Source organism: Idiomarina sp. A28L (genome assembly GCF_000218785.1).
Classification (GTDB): Bacteria; Pseudomonadota; Gammaproteobacteria; order Enterobacterales; family Alteromonadaceae; genus Aliidiomarina.
In genome coordinates this window covers 23,941-45,749 of record NZ_AFPO01000013.1, presented here as the reverse complement: position 1 = coordinate 45,749, position 21,809 = coordinate 23,941, and the positions used below count along the sequence as shown (strand labels likewise).

The 21,809-nt window shown below is 45.3% G+C and carries 20 protein-coding genes; 14 read left to right on the top strand and 6 right to left on the bottom strand.

The features are described from left to right. The first annotated feature begins 23 nt into the window (after positions 1-23). From A28LD_RS06125 to A28LD_RS06100, 6 genes are all read left to right on the top strand, one after another. The gene (locus A28LD_RS06125; RefSeq protein WP_007420205.1) at positions 24-881 is read left to right on the top strand and encodes a DUF3014 domain-containing protein; all 858 of its coding nucleotides are present in this window, start codon (positions 24-26) and stop codon (positions 879-881) included. Next, positions 878-1,468, top strand: a complete 591-nt coding sequence (locus tag A28LD_RS06120) for a 1-acyl-sn-glycerol-3-phosphate acyltransferase (protein WP_007420204.1) — start codon at positions 878-880, stop codon at positions 1,466-1,468. Before A28LD_RS06125 ends, A28LD_RS06120 begins: the two co-directional genes overlap by 4 nt. A 145-nt stretch (positions 1,469-1,613) precedes the next feature. After that, positions 1,614-2,078, top strand: a complete 465-nt coding sequence (gene ribH / locus A28LD_RS06115) for a 6,7-dimethyl-8-ribityllumazine synthase (RefSeq protein WP_007420203.1) — start codon at positions 1,614-1,616, stop codon at positions 2,076-2,078. A 10-nt stretch (positions 2,079-2,088) separates the two neighbouring features. After that, positions 2,089-2,508 (top strand): transcription antitermination factor NusB, encoded by a 420-nt coding sequence (gene nusB / locus A28LD_RS06110; protein WP_007420202.1) that lies wholly within the window; start codon positions 2,089-2,091, stop codon positions 2,506-2,508. A gap of 13 nt (positions 2,509-2,521) precedes the next feature. Continuing rightward, entirely contained in the window at positions 2,522-3,550 is a 1,029-nt protein-coding gene (gene thiL / locus A28LD_RS06105; RefSeq protein WP_007420201.1) for a thiamine-phosphate kinase, read from the top strand. A 31-nt stretch (positions 3,551-3,581) separates the two neighbouring features. Continuing rightward, entirely contained in the window at positions 3,582-4,073 is a 492-nt protein-coding gene (locus tag A28LD_RS06100; protein ID WP_007420200.1) for a phosphatidylglycerophosphatase A family protein, read from the top strand. 55 nt (positions 4,074-4,128) lie between these two features. On the opposite strand, the gene dxs is transcribed toward A28LD_RS06100, so the two are convergent. From dxs to xseB, 3 genes are read right to left on the bottom strand one after another with little or no spacing between them, the layout of a single operon-like run. Next, entirely contained in the window at positions 4,129-5,988 is a 1,860-nt protein-coding gene (gene dxs, locus A28LD_RS06095) for a 1-deoxy-D-xylulose-5-phosphate synthase (protein WP_007420199.1), read from the bottom strand. A gap of 5 nt (positions 5,989-5,993) precedes the next feature. Further along, a complete protein-coding gene (gene ispA, locus A28LD_RS06090; protein WP_007420198.1) occupies positions 5,994-6,890 on the bottom strand; it encodes a (2E,6E)-farnesyl diphosphate synthase in 897 nt (298 codons plus the stop codon). A gap of 39 nt (positions 6,891-6,929) precedes the next feature. Continuing rightward, positions 6,930-7,187 (bottom strand): exodeoxyribonuclease VII small subunit, encoded by a 258-nt coding sequence (xseB, locus tag A28LD_RS06085; protein WP_007420197.1) that lies wholly within the window; start codon positions 7,185-7,187, stop codon positions 6,930-6,932. A gap of 232 nt (positions 7,188-7,419) precedes the next feature. Here xseB and thiI point away from each other — a divergent pair, with 232 nt between their 5' ends. Together thiI and A28LD_RS06075 are read left to right on the top strand one after the other, a co-directional pair. Continuing rightward, on the top strand, positions 7,420-8,886 hold the full coding sequence (gene thiI, locus A28LD_RS06080; RefSeq protein WP_007420196.1) for a tRNA uracil 4-sulfurtransferase ThiI: 1,467 nt from the start codon (positions 7,420-7,422) through the stop codon (positions 8,884-8,886). Positions 8,887-8,893: 7 nt separating this feature from the next. Further along, positions 8,894-9,238: a VanZ family protein gene (locus tag A28LD_RS06075; protein ID WP_007420195.1), complete on the top strand. Its 345-nt coding sequence runs from the start codon at positions 8,894-8,896 to the stop codon at positions 9,236-9,238. Here A28LD_RS06075 and srmB read toward each other — a convergent pair. The 3 genes from srmB to A28LD_RS06060 all read right to left on the bottom strand — a co-directional run bounded on the left by srmB (position 9,233) and on the right by A28LD_RS06060 (position 13,292). Beyond that, positions 9,233-10,537, bottom strand: a complete 1,305-nt coding sequence (gene srmB, locus A28LD_RS06070; RefSeq protein WP_007420194.1) for an ATP-dependent RNA helicase SrmB — start codon at positions 10,535-10,537, stop codon at positions 9,233-9,235. The genes A28LD_RS06075 and srmB overlap by 6 nt on opposite strands. Continuing rightward, the gene (gene rdgC, locus A28LD_RS06065; RefSeq protein ID WP_007420193.1) at positions 10,527-11,459 is read right to left on the bottom strand and encodes a recombination-associated protein RdgC; all 933 of its coding nucleotides are present in this window, start codon (positions 11,457-11,459) and stop codon (positions 10,527-10,529) included. The genes srmB and rdgC overlap by 11 nt, the downstream gene beginning before the upstream one ends. 69 nt (positions 11,460-11,528) lie before the next feature. Continuing rightward, positions 11,529-13,292, bottom strand: a complete 1,764-nt coding sequence (locus tag A28LD_RS06060; protein ID WP_007420192.1) for a sensor histidine kinase — start codon at positions 13,290-13,292, stop codon at positions 11,529-11,531. A gap of 265 nt (positions 13,293-13,557) precedes the next feature. Here A28LD_RS06060 and A28LD_RS11940 point away from each other — a divergent pair, with 265 nt between their 5' ends. The 6 genes from A28LD_RS11940 (at position 13,558) to pstA (ending at position 21,800) form a co-directional block, all read left to right on the top strand. Further along, the gene (locus tag A28LD_RS11940) at positions 13,558-14,595 is read left to right on the top strand and encodes a porin (RefSeq protein ID WP_007420191.1); all 1,038 of its coding nucleotides are present in this window, start codon (positions 13,558-13,560) and stop codon (positions 14,593-14,595) included. 127 nt (positions 14,596-14,722) lie between these two features. Next, on the top strand, positions 14,723-15,409 hold the full coding sequence (phoB, locus tag A28LD_RS06050) for a phosphate regulon transcriptional regulator PhoB (RefSeq protein ID WP_007420190.1): 687 nt from the start codon (positions 14,723-14,725) through the stop codon (positions 15,407-15,409). Then, complete coding sequence (phoR, locus tag A28LD_RS06045) at positions 15,409-16,716, top strand: phosphate regulon sensor histidine kinase PhoR (RefSeq protein WP_007420189.1); 1,308 nt, start codon at positions 15,409-15,411, stop codon at positions 16,714-16,716. The genes phoB and phoR overlap by 1 nt, the downstream gene beginning before the upstream one ends. A gap of 120 nt (positions 16,717-16,836) precedes the next feature. Further along, positions 16,837-17,811, top strand: coding sequence for a PstS family phosphate ABC transporter substrate-binding protein (locus tag A28LD_RS06040; protein WP_007420188.1), 975 nt, complete (start codon positions 16,837-16,839; stop codon positions 17,809-17,811). A gap of 30 nt (positions 17,812-17,841) precedes the next feature. After that, on the top strand, positions 17,842-20,136 hold the full coding sequence (locus A28LD_RS06035) for an ABC transporter permease subunit (RefSeq protein WP_007420187.1): 2,295 nt from the start codon (positions 17,842-17,844) through the stop codon (positions 20,134-20,136). Positions 20,137-20,144: 8 nt separating this feature from the next. Further along, a complete protein-coding gene (gene pstA, locus A28LD_RS06030) occupies positions 20,145-21,800 on the top strand; it encodes a phosphate ABC transporter permease PstA (protein WP_040487101.1) in 1,656 nt (551 codons plus the stop codon). Positions 21,801-21,809: the final 9 nt, after the last annotated feature.

Genomic DNA, 21,809 nt, shown 5'->3' with positions numbered 1-21,809 from the left:
ATTAGGTTGCAACAGGAGTAGTTATGGATACGCAAGATCAGCAAGAAGATATCCAACACAACGATAGTAGACGCAAACAGCAGCGCATTATCGGTGTTGCTATCGCCGTAATTCTTATCGTTATCATTGCGCTTTGGTTAACTCGTGATGGAGAGCCAGAACCTGAACCCATGCCGCAACCTGTTGAGCAAGTTTCCGAGCCTGAGCCGGCTCCAGAACCCGCTCCAGAGCCCGAGCCAGAGCCTGAACCATTAGCTGAGCCTGAGCCTATTCCAGCACCGGAACCAGAACCAGAACCGGAGCCTCTACCTTCGTTAAATGAAGGTAGCGATGTGGTTTTGCAAGAGCTTTCTGAGCAAGATATTAATACCCAGCCAGTGCAAGCTGAAAATATGCTGAGAAAATTTGTGGTGTTCGTAGATAATGTTGCGCGCGGTGATGTTGTTCGCGAAGCTGCGGTGATTAGCGGCCCGCAATCGCGCTTTATTGTCCAACATATTGATGGCCAGATATACGTAGATGAGCGTAGTTACACACGTTATAACGATATTGTGAGTTGGTTCTATGAAATGGATGCCGATGTTCTAGTTTCTCAATATCGACGCTTTCAACCTTTGTTTGAAGAAGCCTTTGGTGAAATTAAAGAACCGGGCGCAAACTTCGACGACCGTATTTTAGATGCCATTGCAATCTTACTTGATACGCCAGAACCTCGTGGCCTTTTAGCGTTAAGCGATGAACAAGTAATGTACACCTATGCTGATCCTGCATTAGAAAACTTAGCGGCCGCGCAGAAGCAAATGCTGCGCATGGGCCCAGATAATCGCGCGTTAGTAAAATCAAAACTTCGTGAAATTCGGCAGAGGCTTCAGCAGCAGTGATACGCAAACCATCAACCTATCAATTACTTCCCACCCGCGGCAACAGATTCAGCCGTTGGGTTGGCCGTATAGGGCTTAAGGTGTTTGGAGGCTGGAAGATTATTGGCGAAATGCCTGATATTCCCAAGGCTATTATCCCGGTAGCACCGCATACTTCGAATTGGGATTTCTTCGTTGGCCTTTGCGTAAAACTAGCGCTTGGTTTGCGTTTGTCGTTTCTAGGTAAACATTCTATATTTGTGTTTCCCGTGAAGGGCGTTTTAACTTGGCTTGGTGGAATTCCAGTGCAGCGCAGCAGCGCCCAAGGGATAGTAGGGCAAATCGTTGATCAGTTTAAACAGCGTGAGCAGCTTGTTGTGGTTATAGCTCCGGAAGGCACCCGCAGTAAAGTAACAGAATGGAAGAAAGGCTTTTTGCACATGGCAAGTAATGCAAAGGTACCCGTGGTACCAGTAGCTTTTTGTTTTGCTACGCGCTCAATTTTAATTAGCGCGCCCATGGACGTTGATGACGATACAGAAGCGGCGTTAACGCGCATTAAGAACTTTACCAATAAAGCCGTTGGCAAGAACCCTGAGCTTCAGTAAATGCCTAATTCTGCGCGGGTATGTTTACCGATTATCGGTAAAATATGCTATTCTTCGCGCCTGATTGAAAACACGCTTTACCTGTTCGTTTGAATAGGGTCAGCATAGTGCGAACAAACTCTTCGGTGAGTTGAAAGGATTGATCATGAACGTTATTGAAGCTGGTGTTGCGGCACCCGGAAGAAAAGTAGTTATTGTTGTATCTCGTTTTAATAGTTTCATCGTTGAAAAGCTGATGGAAGGCGCTGTTGATACCCTAGTTCGCATCGGCCAAATTAAGCCTGAACATATTACTATTGTAAAAGTTCCTGGTGCATACGAGCTTCCGGTAACGGCAAAAAAAGCCGCAGCTAGCGGAAAATACGCAGCCGTAATTGCTATTGGTGCGGTAATCCGCGGTGGCACACCACATTTTGATTTAGTGGCTGGCCAAGCAAATTCGGGTTTAGCGCAAGTAGCACTAGAAACTGGTGTTCCAGTAGCATTTGGTGTGATCACTACGGATACCGACGAACAAGCTATCGACCGTGCAGGTGTTAAGCATGGCAATAAAGGCTCGGAAGCGGCGTTGAGTGCGTTAGAAATGATTAACGTACTAGAACAGCTTTAAGGAGAATAGAGTGAAACCTGCAGCTCGTCGTAAAGCACGCCGTTTAGCGCTTCAAGCGGTGTATTCTTGGCAGCTATCAGAAAATAGTATTTCTGATATTGAAGCTGAGTTCCTGTCAGAGAATGATGTGAGTAAAGTGGATGTTGATTACTTTCTCGATTTAGTTCGTGGTGTAGCTGGCAATCATCAAAACTTAGATCAAGCGCTAGCACCATTTACAGATCGTCCGTTTGTAGACCTCGATCAAATCGAGCGCGCAGTGCTCAGAGTAGCGGGTTACGAATTGAAATTCCGTTTAGATGTACCCTACAAAGTAGTGATGAATGAGGCCATTGAGTTAGCCAAAGCCTTTGGTGCTGATGATAGCCACCGCTTTGTAAACGGTGTGCTTGATAAAGCCATTGATACTTTGCGCGCAACTCGCCAATAACTTAGCCACGCACATGAATATCCAGCCAGATGAATTTTCGTTAATTGCGAAATATTTTCAACGTTCCCCGGGAGCCGGTAATGATACCGGCTCTGCTGTTTCTGCTACTTCGCAAAATCGAAGTCGGCGTGATGTGGCTGTGGGTATTGGCGATGATGCTGCAATCGTTATTCCACCTGCTGATTGTGGTATAGCAGTAACCACCGATACCATGGTTTCGGGCGTTCACTTTGATGAAAAAGTACCTGCCTCAGCTATCGGGCATAAATTAGTAGCAGTAAACCTAAGCGATTTAGCGGCAATGGGTGCAGAGCCAGCATGGCTCTCGCTGAGCTGTTCGCTACCTGAAATTGATGAAGTTTGGCTTGCTGAATTTAGCCGCGGCTTTTTTGCGGCCGCCGATTACTACCGCTGCGCATTAATTGGTGGTGATGTAACCAAAGGGCCATTAACGCTCACACTCACTGCTCAAGGAATAGTGCCGGCGCATCGTTATTTACAGCGAAGTGGGGCACAGCCTGGCGATCGTATCTATGTCAGCGGCACTCTTGGTGATGCAGCACTTGCTCTAGCCGCACAGCAGGGGCGAGTAGATATTCCTGATAATCTACGCGCTGAACTAGAAAAGCGCTTGTTCTACCCCACACCTCGAGTTGGCTTAGGCCAATTACTTAGAAACCAAGCAACCGCCGCTATCGATTTATCAGATGGTTTATTGGGTGATTTAAAGCATATTTTAGTGGCATCGAAAGTGGGAGCACGTATTCAATTAGATGCATTGCCACATTCGAAAGCTTTCGCCGGCAGTATAGCTGGGCCTGAGGGCTGGAAATATCAAATTGCCGGTGGCGATGATTATGAATTGTGTTTCACTATTCCGGAAAGCCGTTGTGGTGGTTTGGAAACCTTGGCTTTGCAAGCAGGTGTAAAAGTAACCTGTATTGGTATTATCGATGGCCATCGTGAACTGCGCTTCTATGAAAAAAATCAGCAACGTGTTATTGATCTACACAGTTACAGCCATTTCGCTAACGATGAATAGTGTTTGTTAAGTAATTTAAGGGGCTCGCTCTATGGCAAGAAAACAAAGTAAACGTGAACTAGTTAAGCAGCCTATCCATTTCTTATCGTTTGGATTTGGTTCAGGGTTAGTACCTAAAGCTCCGGGCACTTTCGGAACTTTGCCGGCCATTGTATTGGTGTGGTTGTTTGCTTCGTTGGATACCGCCGCATACATTGGCGTGGTAGCTTTTGTTACTATTATTGGTATTTATCTTTGTGGAGCCACAGCAAAAGCAATGGGTGAGCATGATTCATCACACATTGTTTGGGATGAGATTGCGGGTTACATGATTGCTATGATTGCTATACCGGTTAGTTGGCAAGCGTTGTTATTGGCGTTCGTACTTTTCCGTATCTTTGATATTTTAAAGCCGTGGCCAATTCGTTGGTTAGATAAGCACGTTGATGGTGGCTTCGGAATCATGATTGATGATGTATTAGCAGGATTTTTCACACTAGTGTTAATGCACATTGCATTAACGCTCGGGTGGTTACCAATCTAAGAGCGATTGACTTTCGGTTGGCAAAGTTAACGGTTTAAATAGTATAAAGCCCGAATTATATTCGGGCTTTTATTTGTGCTTCAATCCCTTCTGCATCTAACAAAAGTTCAGCTCTGATTTCGTCTTGGCTGCCATGTTTAATAAAGCTATCAGGCAGGCCTAGGTGTAAAACGCTTTGATTAACGCGAGCTGCAGCTAACGCCTCACTTACAGCGCTACCGGCACCACCACTTACCGCGTTCTCTTCTAAGGTTACTAAAATATCGTGTTGCTCAGCCGCAGCTAGCACAGCTTCAATATCGAGCGGTTTTACAAAGCGCATATCAATTACGGTGGCATCTAGCTTTTCAGCGGCTAAAACCGCTTCGCCAAGCAAAGTGCCGAAGTTTAGGATAGCAATTTTCTTACCGCTACGTACTGTGCGGCTCTTGCCAATGGTAAGCGCTTCTAGAGGGCTATAATCAACCCCAGTGCCATTTCCTCGTGGGTATCGAACCGCGGCAGGACCCTGGTGTAAGTAGCCTGTAGAAAGCATTAGGCGGCATTCATTTTCGTCGCTTGGGGTCATAATAATTAGGTTTGGAATACAGCGCATAAAGCTTAAATCGAAGGCGCCTTGGTGGGTTGGGCCATCAGCACCAACTATGCCGGCACGATCGATTGCAAAGAGCACATCAAGATTCTGTAGTGCTACATCGTGGATAAGTTGATCGTATGCCCGCTGTAAGAAGGTTGAATAGATTGCTACTACTGGCTTCATACCGGCGATTGCCAAACCCGAGGCAAAGGTTACTGCGTGCTGCTCAGCAATGGCTACATCAAAATACTGCTTCGGGAAACGGCGGGCAAACTCAACCATACCAGAGCCTTCTCGCATAGCTGGGGTAATTGCCATAAGTTTATTATCACCTTGCGCAACTTCACACAGCCACTCGCCAAATACAGCTGAATAGGAAGGAATACTCGGGGCTTTTGCTGGCAGCGAATCAATGCTTGGATCAAATTTTGGAACCCCGTGATAGCCGATAGGGTCTTTTTCAGCAGGCCCATAGCCTTTGCCTTTACGGGTAACAACATGCAGTAACTGCGGGCCTTTCAAAGTGCGCATGTTGCTTAATGTATCAACCAGTGCATCAACATCATGGCCATCGATTGGGCCGATATAGTTAAACCCTAACTCTTCAAAAATAGTGCCTGGGGTAACCATGCCTTTAACGTGCTCTTCGGCTCTACTTACTAATTCGCGCATGCTAGGTAATGCACTAAGTAGCTGCTTACTGCCTTCACGCAACGAGGTATACACTTTACCTGATAGTAATCGGGCAAAATGGTTGTTAAGAGCGCCTACGTTTTCTGAAATCGACATATCGTTATCATTCAGAATCACCAGCATATCAGGGGCAACATCACCTGCATGGTTCATAGCTTCAAAAGCCATACCGGCAGTAAGCGCACCATCGCCGATGATGGCAACTGTTTTGCGATTCTCACCTTCTCTTTCAGCGGCGATAGCGAGGCCTAACGCGGCGCTAATTGAAGTACTCGAATGGCCAACCGAGAGCACATCATATTCACTTTCTTCACGCCAAGGGAATGGGTGTAAGCCGTCTTTTTGGCGAATTGTGTGCAGCCGGTCACGCCTGCCGGTAAGTATTTTATGCGGGTAGGCTTGGTGGCCAACATCCCAAACAATATGATCGAAGGGTGTTTTGAATACATAATGCAGCGCAACGGTCAGCTCTACAGTGCCCAACCCGCTGGCTAAATGGCCGCTGCTTTTACTTACAGAACTGAGTAAGAACTGACGCAACTCATCGCTCACCTGATTTAGCTTTTGCTTCGGTAATCCGCGCAAATCTGCTGGAGAATCAATTAGGTGCAACAATGGAAAAGGATTGTTTTTTGCTTGCGTCATATATACTACCGGTCTCGTGTTACCAAATATTCAGTGAATTGCTCTAACATATAACTATTGTACGGGATCAACGAAAGCGCGTGTAGCGCTTTTTCGTGTAAGTTCTGCAGTAATTCGTTTGAACCTGTAAGGCCCAGTAAAGCAGGGTACGTTGATTTTTCCAACGCAGCATCAGCGCCTTGGGTTTTTCCTAAGGTTTTTGTATTGCCAGTAACATCAAGAATATCGTCTTTCACTTGAAACGCGAGGCCAATTGCTTCAGCAAACTTATCTAGCAATACTAGAGTTTTCTCATCAATATCGTTTGCACTAAGGGCACCAAGGCGAACTGAAGCGCGCAATAAAGCACCGGTTTTCAATTGATGAATCTGCTCAAGGTTAGTGGGGCTAACTTGTTTACCTGTGGCTGCAATATCTAAAGCCTGGCCGCCACACATTCCTTGTAACCCAGCGGCACTGGCCAAAGTTGCTAGCATTGCCACCTGCTGGTTTGCCGATATCGCCTGCTGCGGTTTTGCTAATAATTCAAATGCTAAGCTCTGCAGGGCATCACCTGCCAAAATAGCCGTGGCTTCATCAAATTCAATGTGGCAGGTGTTTTTACCACGCCGTAAGGCATCGTTATCCATAGCTGGTAAATCATCGTGAACCAGTGAATAGGCATGTATGCATTCAATGGCTGCTGCTGGCGCATCAAGAACGGTTTCTTTTACACCGAGCATTTCGCCGGTGGCATAAACCAAGAATGGCCGCACTCGTTTACCACCCAAAAGAACGGAATAAGCCATGGCTGCTCGAAGATTTTCTGCAGGCGCTTGCTGAGCAATAATTTGCTCCAAGTAGCTCACATGGCGTTGGCGATAATAGGTGAGACGCTCAGATAATAGACCTTCAGCAGACATTATTTTTTAAGCCTTTCAATAAGCGATAGAAAACTGCGATTACTCGCTGGTTGGTGTATTTAAATCAGCGAACGGTTCTAGGCTTTCTGTGCCATTTTGCTGAAGTAAAATTTGCACTTTTTGTTCGGCTTGTTGCAGCTTTTGTTGGCTAACTCGCGACAAAAATACAGCACGTTCAAATTGCTTTAGCGATTCTTCTAAGGGTAATTCACCTTCTTCAAGCGCGCTCACGATTGTTTCTAGCTCTTCCATGGCTTGCTCGAACCCCAATGCTTCGGTGTTCTCTTTAGTACTCATAGGTGCGTTTCCGAGGTTGCTTTTAATATCGTTAAAATACCACAGCTAGGATTGAATCGGCACCGCTTTTGCAGCGGAAATCGCTGATCTTGAATGATTCTGGTTGCGAATGGCCAGATCGGCTATAATCGCCAGCTGTTTTTCTGCAAGTAAAAACCACGGCGTTTGTAAGTCAAAGCCACGGCGTTATCAAAGCGACAGCGCACGTAATGAATATAAGTTTGAGGGTTTCATGAAGTTTATTGTACGTTTACATGCTGAGATTACGATCAAGAGCCGTTCGGTGCGTCAGCGCCATTTAAAAGTTTTAACCGGTAATCTACGCACGCTCATGAAACCGTTAGATAGTTCGGTTCGGGTAAATAGCCGCTGGGATCGCATTGATATTTATCATTCAGCAGGTGCGGAAGTTACTGCAAAAATAATTCAATTTCTTCAGCAAACCCCGGGTATCGCATACTTTGAACAGGTTTCCGAGCATCCATTAACTGAGTTTGCAACTCTGCTCGAATGGATTCTCGCCAGCCAAACTCAGCGTTTGCAGAATAAAACTTTTGCTGTGCGGGTAAAACGCAAAGGTAATCATGAGTTTTCTTCAATTGATTTAGCGCGTTACATCGGCGGCGGAATTAGAGCGCGGGTTCCCGGCACCGATGTAGCTCTGAAGAACCCGCAAGAAGAAGTTGTGCTGCATGTTATCGATGATGTGGTTTCCTTGGTTGAGCATCGCTTCCCTGGGCTTGGTGGGTTTCCTTTGCCTACTCAGGAAACTGTACTTTCATTGATGTCCGGTGGCTTCGATTCCGCGGTGGCCAGCTACCAAATGATTCGTCGCGGCGCACGAACGCATTTTTGCTTTTTTAATTTAGGCGCTGATGCGCACGAAGCTGCGGTGCGAGAAATCGCTTACTTCCTTTGGGAAAAATACTCACGAACCCACGCGGTGAAGTTTGTAACGGTAGATTTCTCAGAAGTTGTAGAACGCATTCTTGAACACGCTGATCCCGGCACTATGGGCGTTATGTTAAAACGAGCGATGATGCGAGCTGCGGGCCAAGTTGCCCAACTAGTAAAAGCGCACGCCTTAGTTACCGGCGAAGCGGTTGGGCAGGTGGCCAGCCAAACTCTGAGTAATTTGCGGGTTATTGATAGCGCAACCGATGCGCTTATATTGCGGCCGCTTATTGTTAGCGATAAACAAGATATTGTTGATCAAGCAAGAAAAATTGGCGTAGAGCATTTATCGGCCGTGGTGCCTGAGTGTTGCGGTGTGATTTCTCAGCAACCTTCGGTTAGAGTAAATCCAGAATTAATTCTCGCAACCGAGCAAAGCGTTCTGCCAGATAGCTTAATTAATCAGGTAGTTGCGAATAGCGTAGCGGTAGATATTCGTGAAATTCGAGTAAATCCGGTTGCCGGGCCAGCGATATATCAAGATAGTATTCCAGATAATGCGGTTATAATTGATATTCGTACCGATGACGAAGAAGAGTTGGCACCTTTAAAATTGGCAAAACACAAAGTGTTACACATTCCCTTTTTCCGAATTGCCCGTAAACAAGATACACTAGATAAGAACACTACTTACTTAATGTATTGCCAGCAGGGGGTGATGAGCCGTTTGCAAGCAATCTATCTAAAAGAACAAGGGTTTGTGCATACGGGTGTTTATGAGCAAACAAATTTGAATAAGGATTAATAAACGCGTGTTTTGGCGTATTCTTTTTATTATTGTTGTGGTTGTCGTTTCGGCATTGTTTCTAATGCAAACACCTCCTTCACCATCAGTAGCAAATTTTGCCCATGCAGATAAAGTGGTGCATTTTGGCTTATTTTTTGTTTTAGCAATTACCATGCATTTGGCGTTTCGGCCGCGCTTATGGTTAGCATTGCCTATATTGCTCATCTACGCGGTTACCATTGAAATCGTGCAGCATTATGTGCCGGGGCGTGGTGCTGATATTTGGGATGTAATTGCGGATATGGTAGGTGTGCTCGGCTTTTATTTAGCGCGAGCGGTTTACAAGAAAAGTAAAAAACGCAGCCTATGAGCTGCGTTTTTTGATTGGTTCTACTTTCCCTTTCACTGTACTTAAATTTGGCCGAGCACCTTTTTGCTTGGTTGATTTTTTAGTACCCGCTTTATCAGTTTTAGCGCCTTTCTTCTTTTTCTTCGCTTTTGATTTCTTGTGCGGTTCTGGAAACTTAAATTTCGGCCGTAGTTCAGGTACAAATCGGCGCTCTAATCTCTCTTTTAAATAGCGCTCAATGCGGCCAAGGTTTTCTGCATCGTGAGCTTCAACCAAAGCAATTGCGGTACCGGTTTTACCAGCGCGGCCAGTTCGGCCTATGCGGTGTAAAAAAGTATCGCCTTTGCGTGGTAAATCGAAGTTCACTACCAATTCCACATCAGGAATATCTAAACCACGAGCGGCTACATCGGTTGCAACAAGAATACGTTGGCGCACATCTGAGAATGATTTTAAGCGTTTCTGCCGTTCATCTTGAGGTAAACCACCTTCCATAGCTACGGCACCATAGCCCATACGCTGTAATACTTCAGCTAACTCATGAGCACGTTCGCGTTTACGTACAAACACCAACACACGGCCGTTGAATTCACCCAATAAATGTTTAATTAGGGCTTGTTTGTGTTCTACATCATCGGCGATGTGAACCCACTGATGAATTTTGCCTTTTTCGCGGCGTGGTGGTTCAACATTGATAAACTCTGGTTTTGCCAACACTTGCTTACTAAAGGTGGCAAGTGTGTGGTGATCAGCGGTAGCAGAAAACAACAAGCGTTGGCGCAAGTTTGCCGCTTCATTGATAATTTGTTCCACTGGCTGGCGGAACCCCATATCGAGCATGCGATCTGCTTCATCAAGCACTAATATTTCGAGTTCTTCGGCACTAAATTTTTCATCGCCCAAGTAATCTAATAAGCGGCCTGGTGTGGCGATTATGATATCTAAATTTTCTTTGAACGCGCCGGTGTGGCTACCAAAGTTCACGCCGCCGGTAACTGTTAATGTAGTTAACCCTACCGCGGCACAAAGCATTTCTGATTGGCGGCCGATTTGCTCCGCTAATTCGCGTGTTGGTGCTAACACCAAAACACGGGCTGAGCCCGGTGTACGGCGTGGATAATCAAGCAAATGTTGAATAGCAGGCAGTAAAAACGCGAGCGTTTTACCGGTGCCAGTGGGAGATGCAGCAAGTACATCGCGCGCATCAAGCGCTAATGGAATAACTTCTTGTTGGATTTTGGTGGGTTTCATTAAACCCGCGTCCAATAAGGTATTCACTAAGGCCGAATCAAGTTCGAGCTGATCCCACTCAGGATTCATTCGTTGACAACTCCGTGCTAGCTTTATCGGAAACCGCAAAAATGCGGTTCAATTCTATAATTAATTGGTTCAGTTCGCCGCTCATCAGGGTAAAATCAACATCAAGTTGTTCAGCGCGGCTCTCTGGGTTTAGGTCATCGCGCTGTTCTTTTAATACATCACTAAAGCGAATTCGTTTTACCGCGTAATCGTCGGTTAGCAAGAAGCTTAAACGCTCATCCCATTCTAGCGCAACTTGTGTTGCTAGTTTGCCATGCTGCAAATGCAGGCTTACTTCATCGGTGGTTAAATCATGCTGTTTGAACCGCACAATGGATTCATCTTCGCCAAAGCTTCGAAGTTCTGCTTCAAGGCCAAGCTCGAATGGAGCCGGCGCTGATTTCTGTTTTAACCATTCGGTAAAAAACACTTCAGCAGTTTGCTCTGCGCCCCAAGGCTTAATAGGCAATGAGCCCAAACAACTGCGCAACAATGCTGTTAAATCTTCAGCGCGGCTTGCACTTGAAGTATCAACCATTAATCGTTGATTGGTTAAATCAATCATAGCCCAAGTTGCGGCAAAACGGCTAAGCGCTTGTGGCAACATGCGATGAATGATTTCTTCTTTCATTGCTTGTTGCTCTTTTCTCGGCATTGGCCGAGCGTTCTCTTGCTGAAATTGTTCGCGAATAGTTTCCAACTCAGCATTTACAGCGCTAGCGGGCATCACTTTCTCTTCTTTTTTTGCACAAAAAAGAAGATTATCACCCACTCGATGTAATAGTGGCCCATCATCTTCGCCAACTGGGGGAACCCAACCAAAACTTGCTGGCTCTTGCCGTGAGCAAGGCGTAAAACGCCGTTCTTCGAGCTGCTTTTCAGCCTCTTCCGACCAAGTGAACGGTTGCGTAAACTGATAAACGCGCAAGTTTTTAAACCACATAATTGCGGGTGCTCCAAATAAGCTAGGGTAATAAATTATGCCGCATAATACCTGAGTATCTGCAGCCTGTCAGTTTGCGTTGGTTAAAGTTACTGGAAAAGCGAACTGATAATGTAATCCTTGATTTGGCTGGCTGTTTACCGTGATGGTGCCGTGCAACTTTTCGGTTATCAGATCATGAATAATATGCGTACCTAAGCCACTGCCGCCATTATCTCGGCAGGTAGTGAAGAAGGGTTCGAAGATACGTTCCAAGGCATTACTACTCATGCCAATGCCATTATCGGAATAACTGAATTCCAGTTGGTTCGATGAAAGCGTTACAGAAATCGTTATCTCGCCTTGGTTCCGTTCAGCAAAGCCATGCTTGAGGCTGTTTACAATCATGTTGGTGAGCACTTGCGCTAACGCTCCGGTAATAAACTGAGCGTGAATAGTAGGGCAATCAACAAGCACGTTAACATTGTGCTTTTGCAGCTTTGGTTTTAAAGTTTTAATGATTCGTTGCAAGTATTCACCAACCTCTACACTTCGTAACGATTCAGAACTTTGATCTACGGCAACTTGCTTAAAGCCATGCATAAGCTCGTTCGCACGCTCTAAATTGTTTTCAATTAGCTCAGCCGATTCTATTGTGTTGGCTAAATAGCGCTTGAGCTGCTCTGAATCTATAGCGCCTTGTGCAACGTGATGAGTAATTTTATGTAATTCTTCCTTTAAAAAGGAAGAGGCGGTAATACCAACGCCAAGTGGCGTGCTTACTTCGTGGGTAATGCTGGCAACCAAATTGCCTAGAGCTGCCATTTTTTCATTATTTAGTAGCTGCTCTCTGGTTTGCTGTAAAAATTCAACGCTTTCTTCTAAATCCTTATTGCTTTGCTTCAATTTCGATTCAGTAATACGCCGTTGGTGAATTTCATGTTCCAGTGATTGCTGACGAACTTCTAAATCATGGCGGCGGCGATCAAGATCGAGCATGAGGTTACTAATTCCCATGGTTTTCTCTGATACTTCTTGGGCCAATATCAAGTTCTGATCTTCAAGCTTTCGGTTTGCTCGTGCAAGTTCGTGTTGCGCGTTGGCCAGTTCGAGTTGGTGCTCGCGTAAGCGTTGCAAGAGATCGTTGTAAGAATCTTCAAGCAAGCTAAATTCGTTAGTTTCTAATTGCCGCAACTGAATACTTGATGTGCTAATAGATTCGGGGTCGAAGTTTCTAATTTGCCGAATCAGCTCTTCCAAAGGAGCACGTAAATAAAAACGAAATGCTAATGAGAAGAGAAGTATTAACAAGCTACTTTTGAAGATGGCGGCGAAGATAAGCAAAATTAAGCTTGGCTTCAGGCGTTCAATCGTAACATCGCGGCTGGAAAACAAAATAACATCGCCAACCACTTCTGAAGTGCTGCCGAACTCAAACGTAAGTGGGCTGTAATAGCCAAAAGTACCTTGGCTTTCGGCAATGGGCCCAGCTTTCTCTAGGCGTTCGAACGCCGATGTACTATTGATGGTTCCTTTTCTTACTAAAATACGCTGTTGATCATCACGAACCAATACACCACTAATAGCGGGCACATTAATAAGGCCCTCTGCGAGAGCTTCTGTTTGTAATTCATTAAACTCCCACAACGAGCGAGCTATACTTGCTGCAAAGGTGTAGTGCTGATTGCGCAGATCATTTAACAGGCTATTTCGAGTATTTTGATATTCCGCCGCGATTTGGCCGGTGGTAATCACCAGCGTAAGTAAAAAATACACCGTGAGAACGCTGGTTAGCAAAGTACGAGAAATGCTTCGTGTCGCTAACGGTTGAGATTGTTTCTTTGAGCGTTTCACGTGAATTTAATGGCCTTTGTACGGATATCTAAAAGTGGAATAATTCGTCAGAGCTATAGATTGCAGGTTCATCTTTTGAAAAGCAATAGCGTGATGTTAGCAAGTATTATCAGGCTGTAATATAAATGAAATAATTAGTGCATAAAATAGACTTAAAAGCATAACGATATAGTTATACAAAATTCATCTGTACGTTATACTTATGTCATAAAAACTAAAACAATTTAAAATTCGCTCACTGCTTGGCTTCTTCTGGAGATTTGAAATGATGCTTACAAAATCAACGGCGCTCAATACTGCCGGCGTATGCGTGTTGCTTTGCGCTATGCCATTATCAGCTTATGGAAATACTAAAAGCGAGCCTGATCTGTCTTTTTATGGCCGCTTACATGTATCGGGCGATTACTTGCACGATGGCGACGATGGCGGCTTAAACGTTTCAAGTAATAGTAGCCGAATAGGCTTGAAGTTGAAGTATCAATTAAATTCCGATTTAGCCCTATTAGGGCAAATAGAACGCACCGTTGATATATCAGAAGGTGGAAGCACATTATCGGCACGAAACACTTTCATCGGCTTGCAGGGTGATTGGGGTACCGTTAGAGCGGGTTATTATGATTCTCCGGTGAAAAGAATATTGAATGCAGTGGATCAATTTCGTGAGCAAGTAGGTGAAGGCCGAAACATTGTTCGTAGTGGTGAAATGCACTTTGATCGCCGTTTAAAAAGTAGTGTGCATTACACGTCACCAACGAGATATAACTTAACGTGGATGGCGCAATACGGCACTAGCGAACAAGCGGGCGCTAATACTGATACAGATAATGATGCGTTTAGTACATCCTTGGCCTACAGCTTAAATGAATGGAAAGCTATTATTGGTTTTGAGCAGCAAAGCCGCGAAGGATTAGAAACCTTAGAGGGTACTCGGGTGGCGCTAATTCGCGAACAGGGAGCATGGACAAACGCCCTGTTTTATCAGCATGCAAGTGGTATGCAAACGGGCACTCAAGAAGCGTTTGCGGTTGTAGCTGCCTACGCGTTGAATGCGGAATATAGTTTGAAAGGGCAGATATTTTACCGCACTGCAAAAGAAACTGATGAACTTGATGCCACTATGATTACCTTAGGTGTGAATCGCCAAGTAAATGCGGCGGTTAAACTCTACGCTACTGTATCGCGTACCGATAATTCGGAACTGTCTGTTGCAAATGTTTCTGCTGGTGGCCATGGTAAAACACTTACAATCATACCGGGTAACGATCCTTTTGCTGTTTCAGTGGGTATTGTTTGGAGTTTTTAAGAGAGAACTTCCAACAAGTTTCCGCGAAGTAAATGTGTCATATCGTTAGAAAAACGTTATTTCGTCATAAAAATGTCATGGATGGTTCTCATAATGGCAACACTGACAAGTGGATAGGTGGAACCTTATGCCGAGTAAAGTATTGATCATTGAAGACGAAGCACCGATTCGCGAGATGCTCGCGTTTGTTCTTGAACAGCACGGCTATCAGCCGGTGCAAGCGGCGGATTATCAGCAGGGGCTTGAACTGATTGTTGAGCCATACCCTGATATGATCCTACTTGATTGGATGCTACCCGGCGGAAGTGGCATCCAATTTGCGCGCAAAATTAAAACTACCGAGCATTTACGCCATATCCCTATCATTATGCTAACGGCCCGTGGCGAAGAAGAAGATAAAATCAAAGGCTTGGAAGTAGGCGCCGATGATTACATGACAAAGCCTTTCTCTCCGAAAGAGCTTATCGCGCGTATGCGTGCCGTTTTTCGCCGAGTGAACCCAACGAGTTTAGATGAACTGCTTGATATTGAAGGCCTAGTGCTCGATCCTGTTTCGCATCGTATCTCTGCTAATGGTGATTCATTAGATATGGGCCCTACAGAATTTCGCTTATTACACTTTTTCATGACCCACCCAGAACGCGTATACAGCCGCGAGCAATTGCTTGATCATGTTTGGGGTACCAACGTGTATGTGGAAGATCGCACGGTAGATGTACATATTCGCCGTTTGCGCAAAGCTATCTCTGAACATGGCCATGATCGGTTGGTACAAACCGTACGTGGAGTTGGCTACAGGTTCTCAACTCGGTAATGGATCGTCATTTTAATCTCTATCGCCTAGCTAAGAGGCTGCTTTTGTGGCTGCTGCCTTTTTTAATCATAGGCTGGGTGTTTGATTATTTATGGTTGGCGCTTACCGTAGGGCTTGCTTGTTCGGTTGCTTGGAATTTTTTCTTTTTTCAACGCCTCAACCGTTGGTTATGGCAAAGCCGAACAACACTGCCGCCCCGGGCTCCTGGCGCTTGGAGTGACATCTACGATGGTATTTACGGTACATTGCGGCGGGCGCAAGTTAAGCGCAGGCAGTTATCTGTGCTACTACAACGCTTTCGACAAGCAGCCGAAGCGATACCTGATGCGGGTATGGTTCTCAGTGCTGAAGGTAGCTTGGAGTGGACCAACAAACTAGCGCAAATATACTTCGGTATTCGCTGGCCTGCCGATAAAAATATTCGTATCACTAATCTTATTCGTTACCCACGATTCAACAAATATTTTGAAAAAGGCGATTTTCGCGAAGCGATAACATTGATTTCCCCTACAGGTGATCAACGCGAACTCGAGCTTAGAATCATGCCTTATTCCGGAACCCAACTTTTAGTTATTGCTCGAGATGTAACTCAGCTTCGTAAGCTCGAGCGGATGCGTAAAGATTTCGTGGCGAACGTTTCTCATGAATTGAAAACGCCGTTAACGGTAATGAATGGCTATCTCGAGATGCTTGAAGATGGCGAAAGCCTGCCACCGCAAATGATGGAAAAAGCAGTTCGAGATATGCAAGGGCAAACCCAACGCATGCAAAAAATGGTAAATCAGTTGCTTGAACTTTCGCGCATGGAAGTACAAACGCAGGATAACTTTAGTAAGCGCGTTCCCATGAGCCGCTTACTTACTGATATTATTTCTGAGTTAGCGCCAGTAATGCATGAAAAACGCCTGCACCTAGAGGTTTCGATAGCGCCCGATTTATCTGTGTGGGGCAATGAAGATAAATTACGTAGTGCAGGTATGAATCTGCTTACGAATGCGATTAAGTACAGCCCCGAAGGTGGCGCTATTAAAGTTACTTGGCAATTAGTTCGGGAGTTTGCTGAGTTTTCTGTTGTTGATTCTGGCCCTGGTATTCCAGCAGAACATATTCCGCGCTTAACTGAACGGTTCTATCGAGTAGAAAAAGATCGTAATAGCGCATCGGGTGGAACTGGACTAGGATTATCGATAGTAAAACATGCTCTTGAACACCACCGTTCAAAATTGCAGGTTGAGAGTACTTTAGGAGTTGGCAGTAAATTTTATTTCCGTATTCCGCCTGAACTAGTTAGCGCTTCAACAGCTTAATAGTATTGAGATTTACCTGCTCGTAAGCGATATGAATTAAAATTGTCATAATTGTCACAATGCTGTCACATTTACGCCATAAACTATAATCGTCAATTCAATAACCCATCGGAGATGGCCATGAAAATTAAAACGATGCTTAGTGTTGCCGCAGTAGCGGTGTTGATTGCAGGAACAGCAAATGCTGAAGTGGATGAAAACTTAAAACATTATAAAAGTGTGAGTGGAATTTCCGGCACTGTTTCCTCGGTGGGCTCGGATACTCTTGCTAATTTAATGACTTACTGGACCGAAGAGTTTCAACGTTCTTATCCAAATGTAACCTTGCAAGTTCAAGCTGCGGGTTCTTCAACAGCTCCTCCAGCATTAGCTGAAGGCACTTCAAATATGGCGCCAATGAGCCGTGCCATGCGCCCTCGCGAAATAGAAGCTTTTGAAAATCGCAATGGTTATCCACCAACACAAATTCGTGTAGCGATTGATGCGCTTGCAGTATTTGTACATAAAGATAATCCGCTTGAAGGCCTTAATATTGAACAAGTAGATTCTATTTTTTCATCAACTCGCCGTTGTGGTGCAAACGCTGATGTTACTCGTTGGGGTGATTTGGGCCTAACTGGTAACTGGGTTACTCGTGATATTCAGTTATACGGGCGTAACTCAGTATCAGGTACCTATGGTTACTTTAAAGATACTGCGCTTTGCAGTGGTGATTTCAAAAACGGTGTGAATGAACAGCCAGGTTCTGCATCTGTTGTGCAATCAATTTCTACCTCTACTAACGCTATCGGTTATTCAGGTATTGGTTACTTGACCTCAGGTGTTCGAGCGCTACCGTTAGCATGGGGTAACAGCACCGATTATGTTGAAGTAAACGCTGAAACAGCGGGTAGCGGTGAATACCCACTATCTCGATTCTTATACGTTTATGTGAACAAACACCCAAATCGTCCGTTAGATCCAGTAACAGCTGAGTTCGTTAAGCTAATACTATCTTATGAAGGCCAGAAAATCGTAAACAACGATGGTTACGTGCCGCTTCCTGCTGCCGTTGCTGAAGAAGATTTACGCGCCCTAGGTTTATGGGAAGAATAAGTTAACACGTAAATTAAGGTTAATTTAGATATGGCAATGTCGAAGACCTCCTCGCAGTTTTCTGCTGGTCGGACGCGCCTAATTAAAGACCGTGCCGCTCGCTTTGGGGTAACCCTTGGCGGCGGTTTGGTTTTAATTGCGCTCTTACTCATCTTTTTCTACCTACTTTATGTGGTGCTACCGATTTTTAAATCAGCATCCATAGAAGAAGGTGAACGTTATGCAATTCCCGGTGGTAGTGCAGAAACCATTATGTTGGGAATGGAAGCACGGGCTGAAGTAGGTTATCGAGTAACCACTGATGGCCGCTTTGTGTTCTTTCATTTACGCACTCTTGATAACGATCGCGATGCTGATTCCGCGGTAAAACGAAATGCTGGCGAAATTTTATTAGATACAAGTGTCATTCATGGAACAAGCCCTGAAGTTGGCCTTTCGGCAATAGCACGGGCTAGCCAAGCTACTGGTGATTATGCAGTAGGTTATACAAATGGCTCTGCCCTAGTTGTTCGGCCCGAGTTTCAGATTACCTACCCAAATGATATTCGCTCTATCGAACCTTCTTTAACCAAGCCGTATGGCAGCGAGCCAATGGTTGTCGATAGTGAAGGGGCAAGTATTGAGCGGTTGGCGTTTGAGCGCGATGGCGAAAGTATGATGTTCGCGGCAGTTACAGAAGATAAACGCTTGGTGGTGAGCCGTGTTACTGGTCGCCAAAACATGATGACCCGGCGTTTCACCTGGAGCAGCCAGCGAGCAGAAATTCCAGTGCGCGGTGAAGTAGGTGAGTTATTACTTACTCCGAATTTGCGGCAGTTGATGGTGCAGGTTAATGGCAGTGGTGATCAACGGGTTCACATCTTTAACTTGCAAGATATGAACAATATTACCGAAAGCCAAATTATTTCAACAGATGGCACCCGTGGTGCTATTACCTCGTTAGCCTTGCTTGCGGGTGAAAGCTCATTAATGATTGGCCATGATTCTGGCTACATCAGCCAGTGGTTCGAAGTAAGTGGTGGCGGTGAGAGGCAGTTTCAGCCGATTCGTAGTTTCGATTTAGGTGCGGCCGTTGCAGATATCGTTCCAGAACAATATCGCCGGAGCTTTTATGCGATAGCGGAAACTGGAGAAATTGGTATATTTCATACCACATCGAACCGTGAGCTATTTAAAGGCAACCCTGCAGGTGTTGCGGTAGAGCAAGCAGCGGTTGGCCCACGAGCTAATCATTTAGTGGCCATTAGTGATGGCGAGCTGAATGTAATGACACTGCACAATGAGCATCCAGAAGTAAGTTGGAGCGGTATTTGGGGGCAAGTTTGGTACGAAAATTACGATGAGCCCGGTTATACTTGGCAATCTACTTCAGGCTCAGATAATTTTGAACCAAAATTTTCATTGGTACCAATCTCATTCGGCACCATAAAAGCAGCGTTTTACGCGATGTTGATTGCGGTGCCGATTGGTTTGGCTGCCGCGGTTTACACAGCGTATTTCATGACACCCTCGCTACGTAAAGTAGTAAAGCCAACCATCGAAATTATGGAAGCCTTGCCAACGGTTATTTTAGGTTTCTTAGCGGGCCTTTGGTTGGCACCGTTGATTGAGAACCAGCTACCAGGGTTCCTCGCGTTTGTGCTGCTGTTGCCCATTTCTATTATTTTGGCTGCGTTCTTATGGCATTTATTGCCAACCAACATACGCAACAAAGTTACCGATGGCCGTGCAGCAATGTTGCTTATTCCGGTAGTGTTGTTTATTGGTTGGGGTTCATTCGCCATGAGTGGCACGTTAGAACTTTGGTTTTTTGAAGGTGATACTCGCGGCTATTTAACCAATACGTTAGGTATTAATTTCGATCAACGAAATGCTTTGATTGTAGGTATCGCCATGGGCTTTGCCGTTATCCCTACTATCTTCTCTATTGCGGAAGATGCTGTATTTAGCGTTCCTAAGCATCTTTCTAGCGGTTCGTTAGCCTTAGGTGCTACTGAATGGCAAACCCTAACACGCGTTATCTTACTCACAGCAAGCCCCGGAATATTCTCGGCGGTAATGATGGGGTTAGGCCGCGCGGTTGGAGAAACAATGATCGTACTTATGGCTACCGGTAACACGCCTATTATGGATTGGAATATCTTCGAAGGGATGCGCACCTTATCTGCAAACATTGCGGTGGAAATGCCGGAATCGGAAGTGGGAAGTACTCACTATCGAATTCTATTCCTTGCTGCGTTTGTGTTGTTTGTATTCACTTTTGCGTTTAATACGGTGGCGGAATTTGTGCGCCAGCGTTTACGTGAAAAATACAGTTCGTTATAAGGGGCGCGATGATGAATAATTGGTTTAAATCAGGCTCTCCTTGGATTTGGATGACAGCGGGCAGCGTAAGCGTTGCCTTGATAGCGGTGCTTGGCCTTGTAGCCTTAATCGCTTGGCGTGGCTTAAGTTTCTTTTGGCCAGCTGATATCTATGAATTCCATTTCAGCGATACAGAACGACAAACACTGATTGGCGAAATCTACGAACGAGAGCGTATTCCAGTTACGCGTTTATCAGATGCGGGCGTTGATGTTAGCGAAATCGATGATGAGTTCGTAGTTCGCTATCTCGTTAAAATTGGTAACCGTGAATTTGTACCTTTGGATTTTACTTGGGTTTTAGAGCCCGATGTTGTGCGCTTAGAAACACCGAAAGATTTGGTGGTGCTTGAGCGGGCACGAAATGGTAATTTTTACGGCTATCTGCATGATGTGTTGGAAAACGGCGAATCAGTGGTAACTGATCAAGCGGATATTAAGGTTGAGCTGCGCAAACGAATGCAGCGTGCCCTAGAACTTCGCAATGAAGCAGAGGCTATCTCTAAGGGGCCAATCGCACGGATTAATTATCAACTCGATCAACTGCGCTTAGATCGCCGCCGTTTAGAGCTAAATAATAGTTACACCGATGAGGCGGAAGCGGAAATTCAAGCTCAGGAAGAGGCTTTGCGCAACGAATATCGCGAAGTAGAGCAAGCTTTGTTCGCCGTGCGTGCAGAAAGCGAACGCGATGGCGTGGTAATGATTGATATGCGCGGTGAGCAAGTTCGCATGAGCATGAACATGGTGCTTAATGCTACTTGGTCGAATGATATTAACTTACTGCAAAAGTGGGGCTACTTCTTTTCACAGATCGGTAAGTTCCTTACTGAAGATCCGCGTGAATCAAACACCGAAGGTGGTGTATTCCCAGCAATTTTCGGTACCGTGTTTATGGTATTGTTAATGTCGGTGATTGTTACTCCGTTTGGTGTTATTGCTGCTATCTATTTGCACGAATATGCAGGTAAAAACGCGATTACTAAACTGATTCGTATTGCGGTTATTAACTTAGCGGGTGTTCCTTCTATTGTTTATGGCGTGTTTGGTTTAGGTTTCTTCGTTTACATGGTAGGTGGTACGCTCGATCAGATCTTCTACCCAGAATCGTTGCCGAACCCAACGTTTGGAACACCGGGTGTATTGTGGTCGGCGTTAACGCTGGCGATACTCACCTTGCCTGTTGTTATTGTATCTACCGAGGAAGGCTTATCGCGTATTCCGAGTGCCGTTCGTGAAGGCTCATTGGCGCTAGGTGCTACTAAAGCGGAAACAATTTGGCGCATTATTTTGCCAATGGCATCGCCAGCCATCATGACAGGCCTAATTTTAGCGGTAGCGCGAGCAGCCGGTGAAGTAGCGCCATTGATGCTTGTAGGTGTAGTTAAATCAGCTCCGGCATTGCCAGTTGATGGTAACTTCCCGTTCTTGCATCTAGATCGCAAATTTATGCACCTAGGTTTCCACATTTATGATGTTGGTTTCCAGAGCCCGAACGTTGAAGCAGCACGGCCACTCGTTTATGCCACTTCATTCTTACTTATCACGGTAATAGTAGGTTTGAACTTAACGGCAATCGGCGTGCGTAACCGCTTACGTGAAAAATTCAGAGCGCTTGAGCACTAAGCTCAAGCC

What these genes read in the sequence shown, in the direction of transcription:
- A28LD_RS06125 (WP_007420205.1), top strand. Translation starts at nt 24, where the DNA reads ATGGATACGCAAGATCAGCAAGAAGATATCCAACACAACGATAGTAGA.
- ribH (WP_007420203.1), top strand. Translation starts at nt 1,614, where the DNA reads ATGAACGTTATTGAAGCTGGTGTTGCGGCACCCGGAAGAAAAGTAGTT.
- thiL (WP_007420201.1), top strand. Translation starts at nt 2,522, where the DNA reads ATGAATATCCAGCCAGATGAATTTTCGTTAATTGCGAAATATTTTCAA.
- A28LD_RS06100 (WP_007420200.1), top strand. Translation starts at nt 3,582, where the DNA reads ATGGCAAGAAAACAAAGTAAACGTGAACTAGTTAAGCAGCCTATCCAT.
- dxs (WP_007420199.1), bottom strand. Translation starts at nt 5,988, where the DNA reads ATGACGCAAGCAAAAAACAATCCTTTTCCATTGTTGCACCTAATTGAT.
- ispA (WP_007420198.1), bottom strand. Translation starts at nt 6,890, where the DNA reads ATGTCTGCTGAAGGTCTATTATCTGAGCGTCTCACCTATTATCGCCAA.
- xseB (WP_007420197.1), bottom strand. Translation starts at nt 7,187, where the DNA reads ATGAGTACTAAAGAGAACACCGAAGCATTGGGGTTCGAGCAAGCCATG.
- thiI (WP_007420196.1), top strand. Translation starts at nt 7,420, where the DNA reads ATGAAGTTTATTGTACGTTTACATGCTGAGATTACGATCAAGAGCCGT.
- srmB (WP_007420194.1), bottom strand. Translation starts at nt 10,537, where the DNA reads ATGAATCCTGAGTGGGATCAGCTCGAACTTGATTCGGCCTTAGTGAAT.
- rdgC (WP_007420193.1), bottom strand. Translation starts at nt 11,459, where the DNA reads ATGTGGTTTAAAAACTTGCGCGTTTATCAGTTTACGCAACCGTTCACT.
- A28LD_RS11940 (WP_007420191.1), top strand. Translation starts at nt 13,558, where the DNA reads ATGATGCTTACAAAATCAACGGCGCTCAATACTGCCGGCGTATGCGTG.
- phoB (WP_007420190.1), top strand. Translation starts at nt 14,723, where the DNA reads ATGCCGAGTAAAGTATTGATCATTGAAGACGAAGCACCGATTCGCGAG.
- phoR (WP_007420189.1), top strand. Translation starts at nt 15,409, where the DNA reads ATGGATCGTCATTTTAATCTCTATCGCCTAGCTAAGAGGCTGCTTTTG.
- A28LD_RS06040 (WP_007420188.1), top strand. Translation starts at nt 16,837, where the DNA reads ATGAAAATTAAAACGATGCTTAGTGTTGCCGCAGTAGCGGTGTTGATT.
- A28LD_RS06035 (WP_007420187.1), top strand. Translation starts at nt 17,842, where the DNA reads ATGGCAATGTCGAAGACCTCCTCGCAGTTTTCTGCTGGTCGGACGCGC.
- pstA (WP_040487101.1), top strand. Translation starts at nt 20,145, where the DNA reads ATGATGAATAATTGGTTTAAATCAGGCTCTCCTTGGATTTGGATGACA.